The following is a 19,868-nucleotide window of genomic DNA, read 5'->3' on the forward strand; positions in this document are numbered from 1 at the left end:
GCCCGGTGCAATACCGGACCCAGACCCTCGCGGCCTAGGCTCTTATCCAACCAGTCCAACTTCCGGGGACCAGTTCATTGCCCGGGGCCCCTTCACTTGCTCGTGCTTACAGAACGTCCCAGGTCAGCGGAGTCCCCTTCGGGGTGTCCTGGCGGAACTCCCGGCCCTCGACGGACGTGAAGGCGTCCGGCGGCAGCCCGCCGGCCGGGCGGACCGAGCGGACGTTGTCGGCGGCAACCTTCTCGCCGGCCTTGACGTCGCGGGTCACGAACAGCGAGCGGCGGAAGCGGAGCACGTTCTGCTCGGCCTGCTTGGGGCCGACGATCGGCTCGCCGAGGGCCTGCTGGGCGACCTTGGTGCCCTCGACCAGCGCCTTGACCTCGTCCGGCTCCAGGGAGAACGCCGAGTCGACGCCACCGTCGGCGCGGGACAGCGTGACGTGCTTCTCGATCACGGTCGCGCCGAGCGCGACGGCGGCGATCGCGGCGCCGATGCCCATCGTGTGGTCGGACAGGCCGATCTGGACGCCGAGGGCGTCGCGCAGGACCGGGATCGAGCGCAGGTTCGACTGCTCCGGGGGCGCCGGGTAGCTCGCCGTGCAGGAGAGCACGACGATCTGCTCGTTGCCGGTCGAGCGGGCCGCGCGGACCGCCGCGTCGATGTCCATCAGCGTCGCGGAGCCGGTGGAGATGATGATCGGCTTGCCGGTCTCGGCCATCCCGCGGACCAGCGGCAGGTCACCGATCTCGTTCGAGGCGACCTTGTACGCCGGTACGTTCAGCTTCTCCAGGAAGTCGATCGCGGTCGGGTCGAACGGCGACGAGAAGGCCAGCATGCCGAGCGAGTTGGCGAGCTCGAAGATCGGCTCGTGCCACTCCCACGGGGTGTGCGCCTCCTGGTACAGGTCGTACAGCCGCGCGCCGCCCCACAGTTCGTGCTCCGACGGCAGCCGGAAGGCCGGCAGGTCGACGTCGAGCGTGATCGTGTCGGCGGTGTAGGTCTGCAGCTTCAGCGCCTGGACGCCGGTCTCGGCCATCGCCCGGACGATGTCCTTGGCCCGCTCGATGTCGCCGTTGTGGTTGCCGGACATCTCGGCGATGACGAACGGCTGGTGCTCCGGCCCGACCGGGACGTCACCGAAGTTGATCGTGGAGGCGCTCATGAGTTTCCCTTCGGCTTGCGCCGGTTGTTCTTGTTCAGGCTGATCGGCAGCACGGTGATCTCCCGGCCGTCGGAGTGGCGGATCTCCGGCTCACCCTCGACGAAGCGGAACCGCCGGTTCATCTGCCGTACGACGGCGTTGTGCTCCAGCACCTCGCCGTACAGGTCGTCCAGCTCGAGCTCGTCGAAGGCGTACCCGCTGGCGTCCTTCATCACCTCGATCCAGGCCGGCAGGGTCTCGCCCCGCTCGGCCAGACCCTCGGCGTCCAGGTAGAAGCCCCAGGAACCCGTCCTCGGCTCGCCATCGAGCACCAGATCGGTGAAGTTCACGACACCCGCAGCGACACCGTCGCGTTCGTAGATCAGGATCCGCCGGTCGGGGGCAACGCTTGCCTTCGCCCACCAGACCGCGTGCTCGTCCACGCCGATCTCGTGCTCCATGATGCTGATGACGCGGTTTGCCTCCTGGTTCCGGAAGGTCCGAATCATTTCCACATCGGTTTCCGTGGCCCTGCGAAGCACCCTGCGCCGTCCTCTCCTGGTCCGCTGTGAGTCGGCCACCACGGTACCGGCTGGGTCCCACTGCCGGTCGCCCGGTGGCCAGTTGGAATCGTGATGGTGCGATTCACGATTCGTATGCTGCCGGAAGAGCGCGAGGGTTACGCTCTGTCAGTGGAGGTGGAGAGCACCTCGCGGTAGGTACGGACGACCGGCTGGTTCACCGCTGTGCCCGGTACGGCGGACAGCACGTGCCCGGCAACGACCCGAACGTTTCGGGTTCGGTGCTCGATCGGGAGCCGACCGAAAACCTCGCCGGCGTGGTCGAGCCCACCTGCGATCTGACCGTCTGTCACGAGGCACGCGGCGCGGTGCAGCTCGATCTGAGCGCGGCAGCGCGTCATCGACTGCGGATAGGCAGTCAGTGCGGCGTCCTGGCTGTCGATCGCCGATTGGAACCGACCCGTCGCGGTGTACACGAAGCTGGCGGTGTGGAAGAGATTCTGCTCCGGCCAGCTCATCAACGAGGACTGCTCCATGCCGGCCGTCACGGGCATCGAACTGAAGTCGGCGCTCAACCGGCGCAGCAGATTCTCGGCCTCAGCACCTGCGCCCAGACGAGCCAGCGACTTGGCCCGGCACGCCAGGACCTGCAACCTTCCGACCGAGATCTGGTCACCGGCGAGACCGAGAGCAGCCTCCGTCTGTCTGAGAACCGATGGGAGTGGCCGGCCTTGGTACAGGCCCTGAACCTGAGAGGCTGTCGCGGTCTCGATGGCATCTCGCAGCGCGAGGACATCGGCGAGAAGCTCAGGAAGCAGGGCCTCCGGCGGCGTCGACTGATAGGCCATGGCGTGGTCGTACGCGACTTCCATCCAGTCTTCGGTCGTGTAGCCGGGGGCATCCTGCGGCAACGAGGAGTTCAACAACTGACGGATCACGTCGAGCGGCTGGCTCTGCCCGCTGAGCCCGGCCATCGCGCCGAGGCCGGCCAGAGCACCCAGCACCTGCCGTCGATCAACATCAGGCGCTTCGCCGGAGTGCGAACCGGGCCCGGGAACGGGCGAGCCGACTCTCGGCAGGTCGAACCAGAGCAGAGTCGGCGGGATCGCCAGGACGCGAGCCCAATGGCTCAAGGTGTCGAGGTTGCGGACCGGCGGACCGGTTTCCAGGCGGCTGACCTGTGGCTGGCCGAGCCCGAGCCATTGCCCCATCTGTGCCTGCGAGATGCCCGCCGGCCCGTACGCCGACCGGTGCGCTGGATGAAGGCGGTAGGCCCGTACCAGCAGGCCGATGTGTTGTCTGGCGAACGCATCGGCGAACCGCTCGGTCCGCCAGGAGTCGACCGGCAGTGGTAACGGCGTACTGAATTCACCACGGGAGACCCGTTGGCAGCGGGAACACTGGACGCCGGGGTTGTCCAGAGCCAGTCGCGTGCCACAGGCACAGTGGTGTTCCGCAGTTGACCGTTGGCTCATGCCGACTCCGATCCGGTGACCCTCTGGGTACGAATCGTAGCGGGCAGGTCGCCTGGCATCCGGCTCCACCGAGCGGATATGCCGGTTGGTGCATAACTCCCCTGCGCATTCGGTGATTGCCGCGAACGCTTGCAGCCAGGCTCTGTGGAGATCGCCGAGTGGCGACTCGACATGATCCTGGGGACGGCGAATAGTCATGGTGGAGCTTCAGCGAGAGGCGTGTTCGTCGAGGAGATCGAGACATCGCCTGCTGCGTTCGAAGCGCTGATCGCGGCGGTCGAGCAATTGGGAGCATCGAGGGTCGTCCTGCCGAGCCCGTTGCACTTCGCCGTACTCGGGCCACCGGGCGCCGTCCGCTACCACTTCGAGCGCCTCACTGGTGCCCAGGTCGTAGTGGCCGATTGCTGCTAGTCCCACAATCCGGCGGGCGGGCGTGCGGTGCCCTGCAAACCTGCGCCCGTCCGCCGTTCCATCGCTTGCCCTTCAAAGCCCGAGCCGGATGTGTAAGTATCTTTCGATCTCGTCCCGCTGAGTAGTCGGAGAGTGACATGAAAGTCTGGCGTGTGGTCGGAGTCCTCGCTGTGTCCGTGGGTCTGCTGGTCAGTGGTCTGACCAGTACGGCGACCGCTGCGCCCGCCAGTGGCTGCAGCCCCGATCCGAAGACCCCGCTGCGTCAGTTCCGGGCCAGCTGGGTCTCGTCGGTGGTCAACATCGACTGGCCGTCGCGGACCGGTCTGACCGCGGCGCAGCAGAAGGCCGAGCTGCTCACCTGGTACGACGACGCCGTACGGCAGAACCACAACGCCGTCGTGCTCCAGGTGCGCCCGACCGCCGACGCGTTCTGGCCGTCGGCCGTCGAGCCCTGGTCGCAGTATCTGACCGGCAAGCAGGGCGGCGACCCCGGCTACGACCCGCTGGCCTTCGCCGTCGCCGAGGCGCACAAGCGCAACCTCGAGCTGCACGCCTGGTTCAACCCGTACCGGCTCTCGATGGGCACGGACCTCAACGCCCTCGTCCCGACCCACCCGGCCCGGCAGCACCCGGACTGGGTCGTCACGTATGGCGGGAAGCTCTACTACAACCCCGGCATCCCGGCGGCCCGCAAGCTGGTCGAGGACGCGATCATGGATGCCGTCAGCAAGTACGACATCGACGGCGTGCACTTCGACGACTACTTCTACCCGTACCCGGTGGCCGGCCAGACCTTCGACGACGCCGCCACCTTCGCCCAGTACGGCGCCGGCTTCTCCAACGTCCCGGACTGGCGGCGCAACAACATCGACCTGCTGATCCAGGAGCTGCAGCACCTGATCAAGGCCGCCAAGCCGTGGGTGAAGTTCGGCATCAGCCCGTTCGCCGTCTGGCGCAACAAGGCCACCGACGCCGCGGGGTCGGACACCACAGCAGGCGTCCAGACGTACGACGACCTGGCGGCCGACACCCGCAAGTGGGTCCGCGAGGAGTGGATCGACTACATCGTCCCGCAGGTCTACTGGGCCGGCGGGTTCGCGGCCGCGGACTACGACAAGATCGTGCCCTGGTGGGCCGACCAGGTCCGCGGCACCGACGTGCACCTCTACATCGGCCAGGCCACCTACAAGGTCGGTACGTCGACGCAGTCGCCCGACTGGGCCGACCCGGCCGAGCTGAGCGACCACCTGGCGCTCAACAGCACGATCCCCGAGGTGAAGGGCGACATCTACTTCTCCGCCAAGGACGTGCGCGCCGACCGCCTCGGTGCGACGAGCCTGCTCAACAGCACCTGGTACACCCGGCCCGCACTGGTCCCGGCGATGCCGTCGCTCGACTCCCGCCCGCCGCTCCCGGTCCACGCCCTCAAGGCCTCGCGGACCGGTGCAGGCGTCAAGCTGGACTGGCGCTCGACCTCGAAGGACACCACGTCGTACGCCGTCTACCGCCGCGACCTGCTGGGTGGTGACTGGTGCGCCGACACCGACGCCCGCAACCTGGTGGCGACGATGCGAGCCACCGGCGGTCAGCAGACGTGGACCGACACGACAGCCGTTGCCGGGGGCCACTACATCTACCTGGTCACCGCACTCGACCGGACCTGGGACCAGAGCATCCCGTTGCCGGCGGCAGCCATCCGGTGAGCTAGTGCCCCGTGTCGGAAGTTGCCTTGCGCTACTTCCGACACGGGGCACTAGGGCGTGGTGGACCCGGTGCCGCCGACCCGGGGCGGGTAGAGCTGGTAGACGTGGACCGTGCCGGACTGGAAGCGCAGTTCGGCCAGCTTCTCCAGCTCTTCCGGCACCGGGTTGACCCGGTCGTCGGCGAGCAGCCAGCGCACGCCGTACTGGGTGCGGAGGCGGTCCAGCACCTCGCGGGTCGGTGCGGTGAAGGCCTCGTCGTTGACCTTCAGCTTCTCCTGGTCCCAGAACGGCCCGTACGACGCCTCGGTCGAGGTGTGCACGTCGTTCGCCTTCGCGGTGTAGGACCAGCCCTCGACCAGCACCCGGCGTTCGGCGTACCCGGGAATCCAGAACGAGCCGGTGTGGCAGCGCGGACCGGTCGGTGCGTGGCAGTGGATGTTGGTCGCGATCAGGTCGTCCGGCCCGGACTGGCGGCGGATGAACCGGGCCGCCTCGATGCCACCGGGCGCGATCGAGTCGTACGCCGTCTGCGGCGGGAACGCGAACTGCCGCAGGCTCACCACGGTCGGCGACACCGTCAGCCCGAGCAGCGCCGACACGGTGATGATCGCCCACAGCCGGAGCGAGCGCTTGCGGATGCTCACGCCCAGTACGACGATGCCTGCCGCCGTGAGGATGAGCGCGGCGATGAGCGGCGCGGAGAAGATCCGGTCCAGGCAGCCGGTGTCCTGGCAGTCGCGGATCAGGGTCTTGGTCTGGGCGCGACCCATGGAGATCGCCGCGACACCGATGGCCAGCGCCGGACCGACCACCAGGTACTGCTTGCGTTCCAGCGAGGCCAGGCCCCACGTAGCCAGCAGAACCCCGTAGATGAAGGCGGTTCGGACGAAGAAGACCTGAGCCTGGCTGTACTGGTAGAGCAGGCTGGCGGCCGCGACTGCTCCGATCAGCCCGGCCAGCAGCATCACCACCATCGGGTCGCGCGGCAGCCGTCGCCGGATCAGCAAGGCGCCCACAGCCGGCATCAGCCAGCCGATCACGACCGCCGCGGTGACGATGAGCAGCACCGAGCGGCCGGCCGGTACCGACGGGTCGATGCCGCGGACCATCCCGTCCAGCATGCTGCGGTAGGTCCCGGCCGGCTTGAACTCCATCCCGTTGGTCTCACCACGCAGGACGACGAAGAAATTGAAGGCGTACGACGCTGCGACCGTCACGCCGAGGACCAGCGCGCGCAGGTTGAGGCGACGTGCCTTGATGGTCAGGTAGATCCACGCGGCGGCCAGTCCGGCGGCGTACACGGGCAGTGCGGTGGCCTTGCTGACCGAGAGGACGCTGATCAGGATGCCGGCGACCAGGAACAACCCGGCGAGCTGCTGGCGGGTCTGGCCCGGCGGGCGTCGCAGGAGCTGAGCGGTGACGGCGATCAGCGGCAGCATCAGCACGGTGGAGAAGGCCTGAGTCGTGCTGATCATTTGCCCCATCGACAGCGGGCTGTCGTGGTACAGGGTGTGGGTGACCGTCCAGCCCCACGGTCCGAGGTCTCCGGCGAGCACAGTGAGTCCGGCGGCGATCGGTGCTGCGACTGCCCGACCGGTGAGGACCATGCCGACGGCGGCGGCGCCCAGCGTCGTCAGCAGCAGGAACGCGAACGGGACCACCCGCTGGGTCAGGACGTCCAGCTCGATCCCGGTGATCCAGTGCGCCGAGGCGATGTGGCTGTAGGCCATCCAGTGGTAGGCCAGCGGTTCACCGGCGACGTACGGGACCTGCGGCGGGAAGTGGTGGGTCAGCTCGGCCGCCAGCGACAGCTGGAACGGCGAGTCCGAGTTGGGCCGCAGGGCGGCCGGTCCGTCGAGCGGGATGACCCGTGAGCCGACCCGGACGAACCAGGCCGCGACGATCCCGGCCACGACCATCACACCGGCCACCGACCACCAGGGGGTCGGTTTGGTCGAGCGCGTGCTGCTGGGCACGGCCAGGAAGAGCCCGAGCGCCAGGGCGGGCATCACCAGCGCTGCGAGGGGGATGTCGAGCCAGCGGCCGAGCGCGTAGATCAGCACCTCGCAGGCCAGGCCGAACGTCGTACCGAGCACCGCGTCCACCGCGAACCAGCCCGTGCCGCCGGTCAGCCGGCGCCAGAACATCGTGCCCGGTACGGCGATCACCACGAGGAAGTAGCCGAGGTACGCGGCCGGGATCCACGGTGGGTGAGCCTGCAGCCCGACGAACCACCCCAGCGGCAGCACCGGCAGACTCGCCAGCGCCGCCACCGACATCGCCCGGCCCGGTCGGCTCACCCCGTACTCCCTCCGTGGTTCCTGCACACGGAGAGAGACCCGTGGGCGACGAAAAGTTCTCGCCCAACCGTAGTCGCCTTCGAAACGTCACCGCCGAGCCGTTTACCCCGTCGTACTGGCCGCTTACCCTGAGTAAAGACCCGTGACAGGGAGGCACCATGCCCGCTCAGCACATCGCCGGCTTCCCCGTAGAAGAACTCCTGCTTGCGGCCACCGCCGCAGCCGCGCCTTTGCTGGCCTTGCTCGGCTGGGAGATCAAAGACCGAGTCCGCCGGCTGCGAACCCGGGTCCGCGGCGAGAACTACGCACCAAGCACCCGTCAACCCAACAAGTACCAGCCACCGATTTCATGATCGACCGGATCGAGGCCGGGCAGCCCAGAGGCTCACGCAACCCAACCACGCGCGCGCAGCAGAAAGTGACGTCAGCCACCGCGGGGTCCCCGCGAATCGTCGACCCCCGGTATCTCCGGCTAGAGTCTTGGCCCATGAGTGAGTTGACGCGCGCCCAGATCCGGGACCTGATGGGCGAGGTGATGAAGGCGCAGGGCAAGGAGCTGCCGAGCGACGACAGCGCCGACCTGCGGGAGATCGGCTTCCGCTCCCTGGACTTCTCCGAGCTGGCCCTGCGGGTCGAGGACGAGATCGGCGACGAGCTGAACTTCGATGCTCCCGGACTGCGGCAGATCGCCAAGGTCGGCGACGTCCTGGACTTCATCGAGCAGCTCCAGTCGGCGTGACCGCCCAGCGTCGCAGCACCGCCCTGATCGGCGACGACAACACGGTCGTCGTCGGCGGGAAGAAGCTGACCTGGCGGACCCTGCACAAGCTGCCCCAGCTGCCGTCGCCGGCCGCGGTCCTGGTCGACAACGGCGCGGACGCGCTGGCCGCCGTACGGCATCACGCGGTGCACGGCACCGAGCTGCTGGTGGCGACGTCGTCGCGGGTCGACCTGGCGATGCGCGAGGAGCTCGGCGAGTCCGGTTTCGCGGTCGTGATCGCCAACGGCGACGAGCACTCGGTCACTCCGGCCCGGCTGAAGCGGGTCGAGGAGTCGGGCCGCGTGTGGCTGCTCACCTCGGGTTCGACCGGCCGCCCGAAGCGGATCGGCCACACGCTGGAGTCGCTGACCACGGTCCGCGGCAAGCAGCAGCCGCGTACCTGGCTGGTCCCGTACTCGCCGGGTACGTACGCCTGGTGGCAGGTGATCACGATCTCGCTGACCCAGGCCGACCAGGGCCTGGTCGTGATCGAGCCGTCCGAGCTGGAGACCTGGCCGCAGATCGCCGCCGAGCACGGCGTCACCGCCGCGTCCGGTACGCCGACGTTCTGGCGGCAGACGATCTTCCGCGACTCCGAGGCGCTGTCCACGGTCCCGCTGGAGCAGATCACGCTCGGCGGTGAGCCGGTGGACCAGGCGATCCTCGACCAGCTGTCCGCGCTGTTCCCGAACGCCCGGATCTCCTGGATCTACGCCTCGTCGGAGGTCGGTGCCTCGATCGTCGTGCACGACGGCAAGGCCGGCTTCCCGAAGGCCTGGCTGGACCGCGACCCCGACCCGGAGTCGGAGCGGCCGAAGCTGTCGGTCGACGGCGACGAGCTGGTGATCGCCTCCCCGCACCACGGCGCGGGTCTCGAGGGCGCGCACCGGACCGGCGACCGGGTCGAGTTCGTCGACGACCGGGTACTGATCACCGGCCGGCTCGACACCGACGAGATCAACGTCGGCGGCTCGAAGGTGTCCGCGGGCCTGGTCCGCAACGTGCTGATGGCCCACCCGGCCGTCGCCTGGGCCCGGGTGTTCGCCCGCAAGGCCCCGCTGGTCGGCCGGATGGTCGCCGCCGAGGTCGTGCTGAACCCCGACCTCGGACCGGTCACCGACGCCGACCTGGTGCAGTGGTGCACGAACAGGCTGCCGGACTACGGCGTACCGCGCCGGATCCGCTTCCTGGCCGAGATCCCTCAGAAGGAGACCCTGAAAAGCGATGTCTGATGTCACTGTGGTCCCGCCGTCGACCGTCGTCCTGGTGTCCGGCGGCTCCCGCGGCCTCGGCCTGGCCATCGTCAACGGCCTGATCGACGCCGGCGTGAAGGTCGCGGCGTTCGCCCGCTCGGTGACGCCGGAGATCGCGGCCCTGGCCGCGAAGTACCCCGACCAGGTGCACGCCGGCGCGGTCGACCTGAACGACGAGAAGGCCACCCAGGCGTTCGTCAAGGAGGTCGAGGCCAAGCTCGGCCCGATCGACGGCCTGGTGAACAACGCCGCGATCGGCCAGGACTCGCTGCACGTGCACACCTCGGCGGACCAGATCGCGCAGATCATCCAGACCAACCTGACCGCCCCGCTGGTGCTGACCCGGTACGTGCTGCGCCGGATGATGGCCAAGGGCCTCAAGGGCCGGGTCGTCAACATCACCTCGATCTGCGGCCAGCGCGGGTTCCCGGGCCTGGTCGCCTACTCGGCCACCAAGGGCGGCATGGACTCCGCCACCCGGTCGATGGCCCGTGAGCTCGGCGGCCGCGTACTGGTGAACTCGGTCGCCCCCGGCTTCTTCGCCTCGGACATGTCCGCGGTGCTCGGCCAGACCCAGCTCGACCAGATCGTCCGGCGGACGCCGACCGGTCACCTGACCGAGCCGGACGAGGTTGTCCCGGTGGTCCGGATGCTGCTGCTGGAGAACACGAACATCAACGGCCAGGCGATCGTCATCGACGGTGCCGCCGGTATCTGACGGCCCTGCGGCTGAGGACGGGCCGGCTCCCGGCCCTGCGGCCGGGGACAGATCGGCTCCCGGCCCCGCGGCCGGGCACGAGCTGGTGTCCGCCGTACGTCAGCTGCTCGACCAGGCCGAGTCGCACCTGCGGGTCGGCTCGGTCGAGGACGTCCGGGACGCGTTGACGCGCTCCCACCTGCCCGACTTCCAGTGCGTGGGCTGGTACGGCGTACCGCCGGCCGGCTGGTCGGTGGTCATCGACGCCGAGTACGCCGACCAGACGACCCCCGCGCCGCTGGCGAAGCGCTTCGGCGCGGACCGGTTCTGGGAGCGCTGGACCCGCTCCGAGTGCCTGTGCAAGCTCGCCGACGTCCCCATGCTCGCTTGGTGGCCCCAGCACGGCCTCGACGTACCTGCTGACTTCGCGGGCGACTGGCGAACACTGGAGCTCGGCCCTTTGATCGTCTCAGTAGCCCTCGCCCCTTCAACAGGCAGCACACCGAGCCTGGCGCCGTCGGTTCAGTTGTAGACCGATTCGCGATAGGAACGTCCCATGAGATTCGGGATGATCCTTCCGGGCGGCACCGCGCCCGAGCAGCTGGAGCAGGCCGTGCTCGCGGAGGAGTCCGGCTGGGACGGCGTCTTCGTCTGGGAGGCCGCGTACGGCGTCGACGCCTGGGGCCTGTTGAGCGCGATGGCAGCCCAGACTTCCCGCATCAAGCTCGGCACGATGCTCACCCCGCTCCCGTGGCGCCGGCCGTGGAAGGTCGCCGGCCAGGTCGCGACGCTCGACCAGCTCTCGAACGGCCGGGCGATCCTGGCCGTCGGCCTCGGCGCGGTCGAGACGGATCTGCCGTCGACCGGCGAGGAGCTCGACCTGCGGATCCGCGCCGCGATGATGGACGAAGGCATCGACCTGATCCGCACGCTCTGGGACGGCGGTCAGAGCTACCAGGGCGAGCACTACACGTACGAGTCCGTCCGGGACGACCTGACCGTGGTCGGGCGACCGGTCCAGGAGCGGATCCCGATCTGGGTGGTCGGCGCCTGGCCGCGGCCCAAGTCGATGCGGCGGGTGCTGCGCTGCGACGGCGTACTTCCGCAGTACGCCGGTGAGGCGAGCCCGGGCCGAGCTGACCGCGCTGCGTGCTTGGCTGAGCGAGCGCGGGGCCCGGCCGGAACTCGACGTGGTGGCGGAGGGGGAGACCGACCCCGCCACCGCCGCAGCCGAGGTGAAGCCCTGGGCGGACGCCGGCGCTACCTGGTGGCTGGAAACGCGCTGGGACCTGCCGCATCACTCACCCGCGCGCATGGAGCAGGTCCGCAGCCGCCTGACTGCGGGGCCTCCTGAGCCGGAGTAGCGCCCGACCTGTCAGCAGGACCTGACAGACTGGAGAGTGTGAGTGAAGCGGAAGTACTGCAGGTCCTGCAGCGAGCGACGGTCGCCTTGCAGCCTGAGCTGCACCTTCCCGACCTCGGCCGGTACGACGAGCAGGACCAGCCGCTGGTCGACCGGGTGGTGCGCAAGTACCTGACCGATCTGATCCGCACCGGCTGGGAGCGCGGCTGGACGCCGGCGGACGTCGTACAGCATGGTCGGCGGCAGCTGGAGCCAGGAGCTGAGCCGCTGCTGGTCGCGGTGATCGCCGCGGAGCACCGGGCGTACAAGCCGAGCACCATCGACTCCCGCTGGGCCGATCAGCTGGCGGACCTGGGGCTCCAGCACCCGTTCGACGACCTCGACCTGACCGCCTGGGCGGCGGCCGAGCAGCGGATCGGGCGCTACCTGGCGCTCGATCTCACGCTTCAGCTGGCCGGCTTCCTGTACCGGCTGCAGGCCATGGCCCGCCTGTTCCCCCTGCCGGGCACCGCCCAGCGGGCAACGGGCGAGCGCGCGCAGCAGTCGGGGACCGACCGGAAGATGCTCGCTCGCGTCCGGGCCCTGCTCGCGAAGGCGGAGGCGACCGAGTTCCCCGACGAGGCGGAGGCGTTGTCGGGCAAGGCGCAGGAGCTGATGGCGAAGTTCTCCCTCGACCACGCGCTGCTGGACGCCGGTCCCGATCTCGACCTTCCCGACGACAGCGGCGCGCGCCGGATCTGGGTCGAAACCCCTTACGTCACGGCGAAGGCGCAGCTCGTCGGGGTTGTTGCCCACGCCAACGGCTGCCGGACCGTGACGATGGACCAGCTCGCCGTCGTCACGATCGTCGGCGCCGACCTCGACCTGCAGCTGACCGAGCTGCTGGCCACGTCTCTGCTGGTCCAGGCCAACCACGCGATGCTTGCCTCGGGCAAGCACTATGGCATCCGCGGCGAGTCCCGGACCCGGTCGTTCCGGCAGTCCTTCCTGATGGCCTACGCGCAACGGATCGGCGAACGGCTCGAGGCCACCGCCGAGCGCGCTCGTTCCGCCGTCGCCGAGGCCGACCGGGACCGCCTGCTCCCGGTCCTGAGCCGCCGGGAGAAGCAGGTCGACGCCCTCTTCACCAAGCTGTTCCCCGAGACCGTCACCCGCCGGACGAGAATCACCAACGGCGCCGGCTGGCACGCGGGCCTGAGCGCCGCCGACCTCGCCCAGCTCGACACCCACCGCCCGGTCACGCGCTAAGCGAGGTCCGGGAACCGCTCGACGTTGTCCTCGACCCATCCGAGCAGCCCGCCCAGCGGCACGCACGCGTCCCGCCCGAGCTCGGTCAGCGCGTACTCGACCCGGAGCGGCACGTCCGGAAACACCGTCCGGGTCACCAGTTCGTGCTGCTCCAGGCGCTTCAGGACGGCCGACAGCACCTTCGGGCTGATCCCGTCCAGCGTGGTCTTCAGTACGCCGAACCGCACCGGCCCGTCCAGCAGCGCTCCCAGCGCGAGCGCGCTCCACTTGTCCGCCAGCAGGTCGAGCACCAGCCGGCAGGGACAGCTCGACGAGTAGACGTCCCGGGCGTCGCGCGGGACCCGAATCCGATCATCCATGGTTACCCAAGGATACTCGGTACCCTTGCGGGTAACCACTACCCGAAAGCTACCGTACGAAGCATGAGCCTTGTCGTGCGTTTGACCGCTCCCGACGAACTCCAGGTCGCGGACGAGCAGGTCGCTGGTCCCGGTCCCGGTCAGGTGCGGATCGTCCAGGAGGCGATCGGCGTCAACTTCGTCGACACCTACTTCCGGTCCGGCCGTTTCCCGCTCCCGGCGTACCCGGCGGTGATCGGCGGCGAGGGTGTCGGCGTGATCGATGCTGTCGGCAACGATGTGGACCTGGTCGTGGGCCAGCGGGTCGGCTACTACTTCTCGCTCGGCTCCTACGCGCAGACCCGGCTGCTCCTGGCCGCCGACGCGATCCCGTTGCCCGACGACCTGCCCTCGGTCCAAGCGGCCGCGCTGCTCGCGAAGGGCCTGACCGCCTGGGGACGGCTGCGGCCCGTAAAACAAGGCGATGTCATCCTCGTGACCGGCGCGACCGGGGGAGTCGGATCGATGCTGGCGACCTGGGCACAGCACCTCGGAGCCACCGTCATCACGCCGGTCGCCAGTGAAGCCAGAGCCGAGGCGGCCAGGGCGCTCGGGCTGCGCAACGTCGTGGTGGCCGGTCGGCTCGCAGGGCAAAGCCAGGTGGACGTCTTCTACGACCTGGTCGGCCAAGCCACCTTCAAGGAGTCGATCCAGCTCCTGAAAGACGGCGGGACGCTCGACCTGATCGGCAGCGCGTCGGGCGCGCCCGACCTCGACGAAGCCGACCTGGCCCGGCGCCGGATCACCGTCACCCGGTCAAGCACGGGCGATCACCTGCCCGACCGCGCGACCCTGCTCACCGCCGCGGACGAGCTCTTCGCGGCCTGGCGGGCCGGCGTCTTCGGACCCCGCAGCATCCGTACCTACCCGTTGGCCGAGGTCGCCCAGGCGCACCGCGACCTGGAGGCCGGCATTCCGGAGAACGCTGTCGTCCTGCTCCCGTAGGATCGGTTCCCTCCGGACCACGGGGGGATGGATGGAAGACGACGCGAGCCCGACCGCCAAGGCGTTGCTGGCGCTCGAGCTGATCCAGAACAGCCCGGGCATCACCGGCGACCGGCTCGGCCGGCGGCTCGGGGTGACCGATCGCGCCGCCCGCCGGTACGTCGGGATCCTGCGCGAGGCCGGTATCCCGATCGAGTCCACCTCCGGCCGGTACGGCGGCTACCGGATCGGCCGCGGCTTCCGGGTGCCGCCGCTGATGTTCTCGACCGCGGAGGCGCTCGGCCTGATGATGGCCGCGCTCGGCGGGCACCACAGCGTCTCCGACGTGACCGCCCCGGCCGGCAGCGCGCTGGCCAAGATCATCCGGGTGCTGCCGACCGCCGTCGCCGGCCCGGCCGACGCGATCCGCGCGATGATCCCGCCGTCGTCGCGGCTGGCGATGCCCGACCCGGAGATCACGGCGGCCGTCGTCCGGGGGTGCACCGACCATCACCGGCTCCGGCTGGGCTACCAGCGGGGCGAGTGTGATCCCGAGCCGTTCAGCATGGACGTCGACCCGTGGGCGGTCAGCGTGCGGCACGGCCGCTGGTACCTGCTCGGCTGGTCGCACAGCCGTGACGCCCAGCGGGTCCTCCGGATCGACCGGATCGTGTCCGCCGAGCCGCTGCCGGACACCTTCACGCCGCCCGACGGGCTCGACCCGGCCCAGGCCGTCCAGGACCACCTCTCGGCCGGCTGGCGCTACCAGGTGGAGATTGTCTTCGAGGCGAGCGCCGAGCAGATCGCCCGCTGCGTCCCCGGCAGCCTCGGCCGGCTCGAGGACCTCGGCCCCGAGCGCTCGCGCCTGGTCGGCAGCACCGACGAACCCGATTGGTACGCCGAGCGCCTGGCCTTCGTCCGCGTGCCCTTCCAGGTCGTCGAACCACTCGAACTGCGGGACGCCCTCCAGGACCTCGCCGCCCGCCTCATCGCCGCCGCCAAGCCGTAGATGCCCTCGTCCACCGCCTGCCGGAAGCCCCGTAACGTCCGAAGAAAACAGCAACGTCCGAAGAACCCGAGGCTATAGCCTCGGATTCCTCGGACGCTGTGAGTTTCTTCGGACGTTATGCGTGGAGCCTGTGGTTCAGACGGTCGCGCTGGCCGTGGTCGTCGTACGGCGCGGGCGCCGGCCGATCGTCTTCAGCCGGGTCTTCAGGATCAGCCGGATCATCTCCAGGCCGAGCGTGACGGTCTTGCCGAAGTCGCCGGTCACCGACGAGACGCCGACCCGCGGGTGGTAGTTCACCGGGATCTGCACCATCCGGGCCCGGGTGACGACCGAGGTCAGCAGCATCTCCAGGCCGAAGGCCGAACCGTTCAGCGTGGCCCGGTCCGAGATCGTCTGGACGTGCTCGCGGGTGATCACCCGGAAGGTGCAGCCGACGTCGCTCATCGAGGCGGTGTTGAACAGCACCTCGAGCATCTTGGCCACCGCCCAGTTGCCGAACTGCAGGAACCAGCCCATGTTGGCGCCGTCCCAGATGAAGTTGGCGACCGTGCGGGAGCCGACCACCACGTCGCACTCGGCGGAGAACGACAGCAGCTTCAGCAGGTCCTCGGGGTTGAACGTGCCGTCCGGCTCGCAGACGCAGACCAGGTCGGTGTCGACCTCGCGCAGCCCGCGCCGGATCGCCGCACCGTAGCCCTGGGTGGTCTCGATGATCTCCCGCGCGTTGGTCGAGGCGACCTCCTCGGAGGTCCCCTCGGCCGCGTTGTTGTTGATCACCAGGATGTCGTCGACCACACCGAGCTTGTCGAACCGGCGGATGACGTCGGCGATGCTGTCCTTCTCGTTGTACGTCGGAAGGACCACGGACAGTGTTTTACCGTTGAACACGTTTCTGCACCTATCGGATTTTCCGTCTTGGGTCAGCGGGACGCGACGACGAGCATCTGCCCGGCCAGCGGCTTGATCGGCGAGCGCAGGTACCACGGCACCACGAAGGTCAGGTTGCCGCCTTTGGACTTCAGCGTCAAAGGCATGAACTTCGCCTTGACCGCGTCGATCTTCCAGCCCTCGGCGACCAGGTAGTCCTGCAGCGACTGGTCGGTGAAGATCGCGACGTGGGTGAAGTCGTCGAAGTACCGGCCGGGGTTGAGCCGGAAGTTCGGCTGCATCAGGATCAGCCGGCCCCCGGGCCGCAGCACTCGCTTGGCCTCACCGAGCAGCCGGTTCGAGGAGTCCCGGTCCAGGTGCTCCAGCAGGTTGGAGGCGAAGACGACGTCGAAGGTGCCGTCGTCGAACTTGCCCAGGTCGGTGCAGTCACCGATCACCGGCTCGACGTGCGCGGCGGCGGCGCGGTCCACCGTGCTGTCGAGGTCCATCGCGACGACGCGCTTGGCCTGCACGTTGTTCGAGAAGTCGCACCAGCCCGCGCCGAGCTCGAGCACCTCGGCGTCGGTGCTGACCCACTTCTGCAGGTACTTGCAGAGGTGCTGCCAGATCTTGGTCCGGTTCGCGTTGTGCGCCAGACGTGTTTCGAAGTAGTTCGAGACGTACGTGCCGTCCGGCTCGCCGCTCTGCGGTGTTTGGGCGAGGGGATCGTCGGACAAGATAGCTCTCCTCGGAAGCGTGCGCCGTGCGCGCATCAGCGGGTCACCCTACCAGCGCTCCGGGTTGGATGCCCCCCGACGCCGTCGGGTTGCCCTGGCGGCAGGGCTATGCTGCTGCCCGACCCGGCCGCCGCGCCCCGGCCCGTGCACTGTGCGTAATTCCCGTTTGTCAGGAGCTTTGATGTCACAGACCGCCGAGTTGTCGTCCCCTGTCGCGACGACACCTCCGGACAACAAGACCGGCGCGCGGTTCGGCCGATGGCCGTCCGTGGCGGTCAGTGCACTGGTGCTGCTGCTGTCGGTCGCGTTCTTCCTCACCACCGCCGTCCGGGCCGATCTGCCGGCGAGCGCAGCGGTTCTGGGCCTGCTGGGACTGGTGGTGACGCAGCTGCTGCCGGGTGTCCTGGTGTGGCGGTGCGTCCGTCCCAACCGGGGCTGGTGGATCGAGGACGTGATGATGGGCCTGGCCGTCGGCTTCATGCTGGCGATCGCGGCGCAGATCGTGGCCGGCCTGCTGCAGTGGCCGTGGCTCTCGGCCGCGCTGCCGCTGGCCCTGGCGGTCGTCCTGCTGGCGGTTCCGCGGAGCCGGGCGCGGATCCGCCGGGTGCGGACCAGCGCTCTTCCGCTGTGGTGGATGCCTGCGGTCGCAGCGACCTCCCTGTTCGGCCTGCAGGACCTGCGGCAGTACTACAACCGTGAGCCGCTCGAGTGGGCCAGCGGCTTCCGCGCGCCGTACATCGACGCGTACCTGCACCTCGCGATGTCCGGCCAGCTGCAGCGCCGCGGCCCGATCAGCTTCCCCTGGGTCGAGAACGCCCCGATGGCCTACCACTGGTTCAGCCACGCGTGGATCGCGCAGGTGGCCACGGTCTCCGGCATCGGCCTGGACGAGGTGCTGTTCCGTTTCATGCCGGCCCTGATGCCGCTGGCGATCGTCCTGGTCGTCGCGATCGCCGCCGTCCGGATCACCGGCGTGCCGTGGACCGGTCCGGTCGCCGCGCTGCTCTGCATCGCCGGCTCCGAGCTCAACCTGTTCGGCCTGACCACCCTGGGCTACCCGATGGCCCCGCTGTCGCCGAGCCTCGCGCCGTCCGTGCCGCTGCTGATCGCGATCGTCATCCTGCTGGTGTTCCGCTGGCGCCACCAGATGGGCCGGGTCGGCCTGCTGCTGATTCCCCTGCTGGCGTTGACCGCGTCGGGCACCAAGGGCTCGACGATGCCGCTGGTCGTCGCCGGTGTCGGGCTCGCGTTCGTGGTGATGATCCTGTTCGACCGTACGCGGCTGAAGGGCCTGTTCCTGGACGGCGTACTGACCGCGGGTGCGCTGATCGTCGCGCTCGTCGTCGTGTTCCAGGGTTCGGACTCCGGTCTGCACGTCCAGTTCCACGACGCCGCGATGTCCACCCCGGCCATCACGCGGGTCGGCGCGATCACCACGACCTCGATGGCGTTCTCCTCGCTGGTCGCCGTACTGGCGATCCTGGCGCGGGGGACCGGCCTGCTCTGGCGGCTCAAGACGGCCGAGGGCCGGCGCGACCCGGCGACCTGGCTGCTGATCGGCGGTGGTTTCGCCGGTGCGGCCGCGGTCGCGGTCTTCAGCCACCCGGGTGCCAGCCAGTACTACTTCGCCCGTACGGCGGGCCCGCTGCTCGCGATCGGCTCGGCAGTCGGGCTGGTCACCATGGTCCGCGAGCTGCAGAGCCGGTGGTGGCGCGCGGTGCTCATCGGCCTGGCCTTCGGCCCGTTCTTCATCCTGCTGCCGATCTGGACGATCGGGCTGATCCAGCCCAACCACGGCGGCCTGATCCACGCGACCAAGATGATCCTGGTCGGCCTGGCCGTGCTGGTGGTGGCCGGAGCGGTCGCCTGGTTCCTCACCCCGCGGATGCGGTTCACCGCGTTCTTCGCCGCGGTCACGGTCGCGATCCTGGCCGGCGGCGTCACGATGGTGACCCGGATCCAGATCGAGGCCGGCCCGGTCCCGCCGCTGAGGCCGGTCAAGTCCACGGCGTACCTGGCGGTCGGCACCGAGCAGATCGCCGCCGCCCGGTGGATCCGGGACCACTCCGACGTGAACGACGTCGTGATGACGAACCGGCACTGCACGACCCCGATCGAGCCGGTCAAGTGCGACAGCCGGCGGTTCGTGGTCGGCGCCTACTCCGAGCGGCAGATGCTGGTCGAGGCCTGGACGCCGACCGTCGAGGCGAACAAGCGCGGACCCGAGGGCCGCGACTCGATCACCGTCGACTACTGGAAGCCTGAGATCCTGCAGCTGAACGACAGCTTCGTCGCCCAGCCCGACGCGGCCAAGGCCCAGCAGCTGAAGGACCTCGGCGTGCGCTGGATCTACGTAGAGTTCACCCGACCGCACGCGGACACGCTCGAGCCGTTCGCCAAGGAGCGCTACCGCAACGGCAGTGCCGCCGTCTACGAGTTCACCAAGGCAGGATGATGACCGGACCGACCCTGACCGAGACCAGCATCCCCGGTCTGCTGCACGTCGAGCTGCAGGTCTTCGACGACGGCCGCGGCTGGTTCAAGGAGAGCTTCCAGGCCGAGAAGCTGGAGAAGCTCGGCCTGCCGCACCTGGACGTCGTGCAGAACAACGTCTCGTTCAACGCCGAGGTGGGTGTCACCCGCGGGATCCACGCCGAGCCGTGGGACAAGTACATCTCCCCGGCGTACGGCAAGGTGTTCACCGCGATCGTCGACCTGCGCGAGGGCCCCGGCTTCGGCCGGATGGAGACCTTCGAACTGACGCCGCAGCAGGGCATCTACGTCCCACGCGGCTGCGGCAACTCGTTCTGCACGCTGGAGCCGAACACGGTCTACAACTACCTGGTCAACGCGCACTGGTCGCCGGACGCCAAGTACACCTTGGTCAACCTGTTCGACCCCCAGTTGAACGTCCAGTGGCCGCTCCCGAAGGACCAGCTGATTTTCAGCGAGAAGGATGCCGGCCACCCGATGCTGGAAGATGTTGCTCCTCTTCGCGTGGATTGGGACTGTGCATGACTGTGCTTTTGGCGTCGACTTCGTCGCCGCGGGTTTTGGGGCT

At 69.1% G+C, this 19,868-nt stretch carries 20 protein-coding genes; 13 read left to right on the top strand and 7 right to left on the bottom strand.

The genetic code is table 11. The annotated features are described in order from the left end of the window. Positions 1-106 precede the first annotated feature (106 nt). The 3 genes from pseI to ACLQ2O_RS37220 all read right to left on the bottom strand — a co-directional run bounded on the left by pseI (position 107) and on the right by ACLQ2O_RS37220 (position 3,335). Positions 107-1,162 carry a pseudaminic acid synthase gene (gene pseI, locus ACLQ2O_RS37210; protein ID WP_425841842.1) on the bottom strand — a complete coding sequence of 352 codons (1,056 nt, stop codon included), beginning with the start codon at positions 1,160-1,162 and terminating at the stop codon, positions 107-109. Beyond that, the gene (locus tag ACLQ2O_RS37215) at positions 1,159-1,650 is read right to left on the bottom strand and encodes a GNAT family N-acetyltransferase (RefSeq protein WP_425841845.1); all 492 of its coding nucleotides are present in this window, start codon (positions 1,648-1,650) and stop codon (positions 1,159-1,161) included. Before ACLQ2O_RS37215 ends, pseI begins: the two co-directional genes overlap by 4 nt. A 170-nt stretch (positions 1,651-1,820) precedes the next feature. Further along, the gene (locus ACLQ2O_RS37220; RefSeq protein ID WP_425841847.1) at positions 1,821-3,335 is read right to left on the bottom strand and encodes a helix-turn-helix domain-containing protein; all 1,515 of its coding nucleotides are present in this window, start codon (positions 3,333-3,335) and stop codon (positions 1,821-1,823) included. Between the two features lie 21 nt (positions 3,336-3,356). Here ACLQ2O_RS37220 and ACLQ2O_RS37225 point away from each other — a divergent pair, with 21 nt between their 5' ends. After that, positions 3,357-3,548: a hypothetical protein gene (locus tag ACLQ2O_RS37225; RefSeq protein ID WP_425841850.1), complete on the top strand. Its 192-nt coding sequence runs from the start codon at positions 3,357-3,359 to the stop codon at positions 3,546-3,548. 137 nt (positions 3,549-3,685) lie between these two features. Further along, the gene (locus ACLQ2O_RS37230) at positions 3,686-5,251 is read left to right on the top strand and encodes a glycoside hydrolase family 10 protein (RefSeq protein ID WP_425841853.1); all 1,566 of its coding nucleotides are present in this window, start codon (positions 3,686-3,688) and stop codon (positions 5,249-5,251) included. A 50-nt stretch (positions 5,252-5,301) separates the two neighbouring features. Here the strand turns inward: ACLQ2O_RS37230 and ACLQ2O_RS37235 are convergent, their stop codons facing one another. Next, positions 5,302-7,551 (bottom strand): hypothetical protein, encoded by a 2,250-nt coding sequence (locus ACLQ2O_RS37235; RefSeq protein ID WP_425841855.1) that lies wholly within the window; start codon positions 7,549-7,551, stop codon positions 5,302-5,304. 158 nt (positions 7,552-7,709) lie between these two features. On the opposite strand from ACLQ2O_RS37235, the gene ACLQ2O_RS37240 reads away from it, so the two are divergent. From ACLQ2O_RS37240 to ACLQ2O_RS37270, 7 genes are all read left to right on the top strand, one after another. Beyond that, the gene (locus ACLQ2O_RS37240) at positions 7,710-7,904 is read left to right on the top strand and encodes a hypothetical protein (RefSeq protein WP_425841857.1); all 195 of its coding nucleotides are present in this window, start codon (positions 7,710-7,712) and stop codon (positions 7,902-7,904) included. Between the two features lie 134 nt (positions 7,905-8,038). Further along, entirely contained in the window at positions 8,039-8,290 is a 252-nt protein-coding gene (locus ACLQ2O_RS37245) for an acyl carrier protein (RefSeq protein ID WP_012918196.1), read from the top strand. Beyond that, a complete protein-coding gene (locus ACLQ2O_RS37250; protein WP_425841860.1) occupies positions 8,287-9,543 on the top strand; it encodes an AMP-binding protein in 1,257 nt (418 codons plus the stop codon). The genes ACLQ2O_RS37245 and ACLQ2O_RS37250 overlap by 4 nt, the downstream gene beginning before the upstream one ends. Then, a complete protein-coding gene (locus tag ACLQ2O_RS37255; protein WP_425841863.1) occupies positions 9,536-10,282 on the top strand; it encodes an SDR family NAD(P)-dependent oxidoreductase in 747 nt (248 codons plus the stop codon). Before ACLQ2O_RS37250 ends, ACLQ2O_RS37255 begins: the two co-directional genes overlap by 8 nt. 85 nt (positions 10,283-10,367) lie before the next feature. Next, complete coding sequence (locus ACLQ2O_RS37260; RefSeq protein WP_425841866.1) at positions 10,368-10,793, top strand: hypothetical protein; 426 nt, start codon at positions 10,368-10,370, stop codon at positions 10,791-10,793. Positions 10,794-10,817: 24 nt separating this feature from the next. Beyond that, a complete protein-coding gene (locus tag ACLQ2O_RS37265) occupies positions 10,818-11,615 on the top strand; it encodes an LLM class flavin-dependent oxidoreductase (RefSeq protein ID WP_425841868.1) in 798 nt (265 codons plus the stop codon). Positions 11,616-11,663: 48 nt separating this feature from the next. Continuing rightward, positions 11,664-12,872, top strand: coding sequence for a DUF2786 domain-containing protein (locus tag ACLQ2O_RS37270; protein ID WP_425841871.1), 1,209 nt, complete (start codon positions 11,664-11,666; stop codon positions 12,870-12,872). Here ACLQ2O_RS37270 and ACLQ2O_RS37275 read toward each other — a convergent pair. After that, entirely contained in the window at positions 12,869-13,231 is a 363-nt protein-coding gene (locus ACLQ2O_RS37275; RefSeq protein WP_425841873.1) for a winged helix-turn-helix transcriptional regulator, read from the bottom strand. The two genes, ACLQ2O_RS37270 and ACLQ2O_RS37275, sit on opposite strands and share 4 nt — an antisense overlap. Positions 13,232-13,294: 63 nt before the next feature. Between ACLQ2O_RS37275 and ACLQ2O_RS37280 the strand changes: the two genes are divergently transcribed. Next, positions 13,295-14,215 carry a zinc-binding dehydrogenase gene (locus ACLQ2O_RS37280; RefSeq protein WP_425841876.1) on the top strand — a complete coding sequence of 307 codons (921 nt, stop codon included), beginning with the start codon at positions 13,295-13,297 and terminating at the stop codon, positions 14,213-14,215. A gap of 31 nt (positions 14,216-14,246) precedes the next feature. Further along, positions 14,247-15,203 (top strand): helix-turn-helix transcriptional regulator, encoded by a 957-nt coding sequence (locus tag ACLQ2O_RS37285; protein WP_425841879.1) that lies wholly within the window; start codon positions 14,247-14,249, stop codon positions 15,201-15,203. Between the two features lie 135 nt (positions 15,204-15,338). Here ACLQ2O_RS37285 and ACLQ2O_RS37290 read toward each other — a convergent pair whose 3' ends face one another. Continuing rightward, positions 15,339-16,091, bottom strand: coding sequence for a glycosyltransferase family 2 protein (locus tag ACLQ2O_RS37290; RefSeq protein WP_425841881.1), 753 nt, complete (start codon positions 16,089-16,091; stop codon positions 15,339-15,341). Between the two features lie 32 nt (positions 16,092-16,123). Further along, complete coding sequence (locus ACLQ2O_RS37295; protein ID WP_425841884.1) at positions 16,124-16,807, bottom strand: class I SAM-dependent methyltransferase; 684 nt, start codon at positions 16,805-16,807, stop codon at positions 16,124-16,126. Between the two features lie 181 nt (positions 16,808-16,988). Between ACLQ2O_RS37295 and ACLQ2O_RS37300 the strand changes: the two genes are divergently transcribed. Continuing rightward, positions 16,989-19,262: a hypothetical protein gene (locus ACLQ2O_RS37300; protein WP_425841886.1), complete on the top strand. Its 2,274-nt coding sequence runs from the start codon at positions 16,989-16,991 to the stop codon at positions 19,260-19,262. After that, complete coding sequence (locus ACLQ2O_RS37305; RefSeq protein WP_425841889.1) at positions 19,262-19,825, top strand: dTDP-4-dehydrorhamnose 3,5-epimerase family protein; 564 nt, start codon at positions 19,262-19,264, stop codon at positions 19,823-19,825. The genes ACLQ2O_RS37300 and ACLQ2O_RS37305 overlap by 1 nt, the downstream gene beginning before the upstream one ends. Positions 19,826-19,868: the final 43 nt, after the last annotated feature.

It is taken from the genome of Kribbella sp. DT2, assembly GCF_049844575.1.
In the GTDB taxonomy this organism is placed as follows: Bacteria; Actinomycetota; Actinomycetes; order Propionibacteriales; family Kribbellaceae; genus Kribbella.

Coding starts and splice junctions, on each gene's coding strand:
- ACLQ2O_RS37255 (WP_425841863.1), top strand. CDS start 9,536: ATGTCTGATGTCACTGTGGTCCCGCCGTCGACCGTCGTCCTGGTGTCC.
- ACLQ2O_RS37305 (WP_425841889.1), top strand. CDS start 19,262: ATGACCGGACCGACCCTGACCGAGACCAGCATCCCCGGTCTGCTGCAC.
- ACLQ2O_RS37245 (WP_012918196.1), top strand. CDS start 8,039: ATGAGTGAGTTGACGCGCGCCCAGATCCGGGACCTGATGGGCGAGGTG.
- pseI (WP_425841842.1), bottom strand. CDS start 1,162: ATGAGCGCCTCCACGATCAACTTCGGTGACGTCCCGGTCGGGCCGGAG.
- ACLQ2O_RS37240 (WP_425841857.1), top strand. CDS start 7,710: ATGCCCGCTCAGCACATCGCCGGCTTCCCCGTAGAAGAACTCCTGCTT.
- ACLQ2O_RS37280 (WP_425841876.1), top strand. CDS start 13,295: ATGAGCCTTGTCGTGCGTTTGACCGCTCCCGACGAACTCCAGGTCGCG.
- ACLQ2O_RS37275 (WP_425841873.1), bottom strand. CDS start 13,231: ATGGATGATCGGATTCGGGTCCCGCGCGACGCCCGGGACGTCTACTCG.
- ACLQ2O_RS37285 (WP_425841879.1), top strand. CDS start 14,247: ATGGAAGACGACGCGAGCCCGACCGCCAAGGCGTTGCTGGCGCTCGAG.
- ACLQ2O_RS37300 (WP_425841886.1), top strand. CDS start 16,989: ATGTCACAGACCGCCGAGTTGTCGTCCCCTGTCGCGACGACACCTCCG.
- ACLQ2O_RS37265 (WP_425841868.1), top strand. CDS start 10,818: ATGAGATTCGGGATGATCCTTCCGGGCGGCACCGCGCCCGAGCAGCTG.
- ACLQ2O_RS37230 (WP_425841853.1), top strand. CDS start 3,686: ATGAAAGTCTGGCGTGTGGTCGGAGTCCTCGCTGTGTCCGTGGGTCTG.
- ACLQ2O_RS37220 (WP_425841847.1), bottom strand. CDS start 3,335: ATGACTATTCGCCGTCCCCAGGATCATGTCGAGTCGCCACTCGGCGAT.
- ACLQ2O_RS37215 (WP_425841845.1), bottom strand. CDS start 1,650: ATGATTCGGACCTTCCGGAACCAGGAGGCAAACCGCGTCATCAGCATC.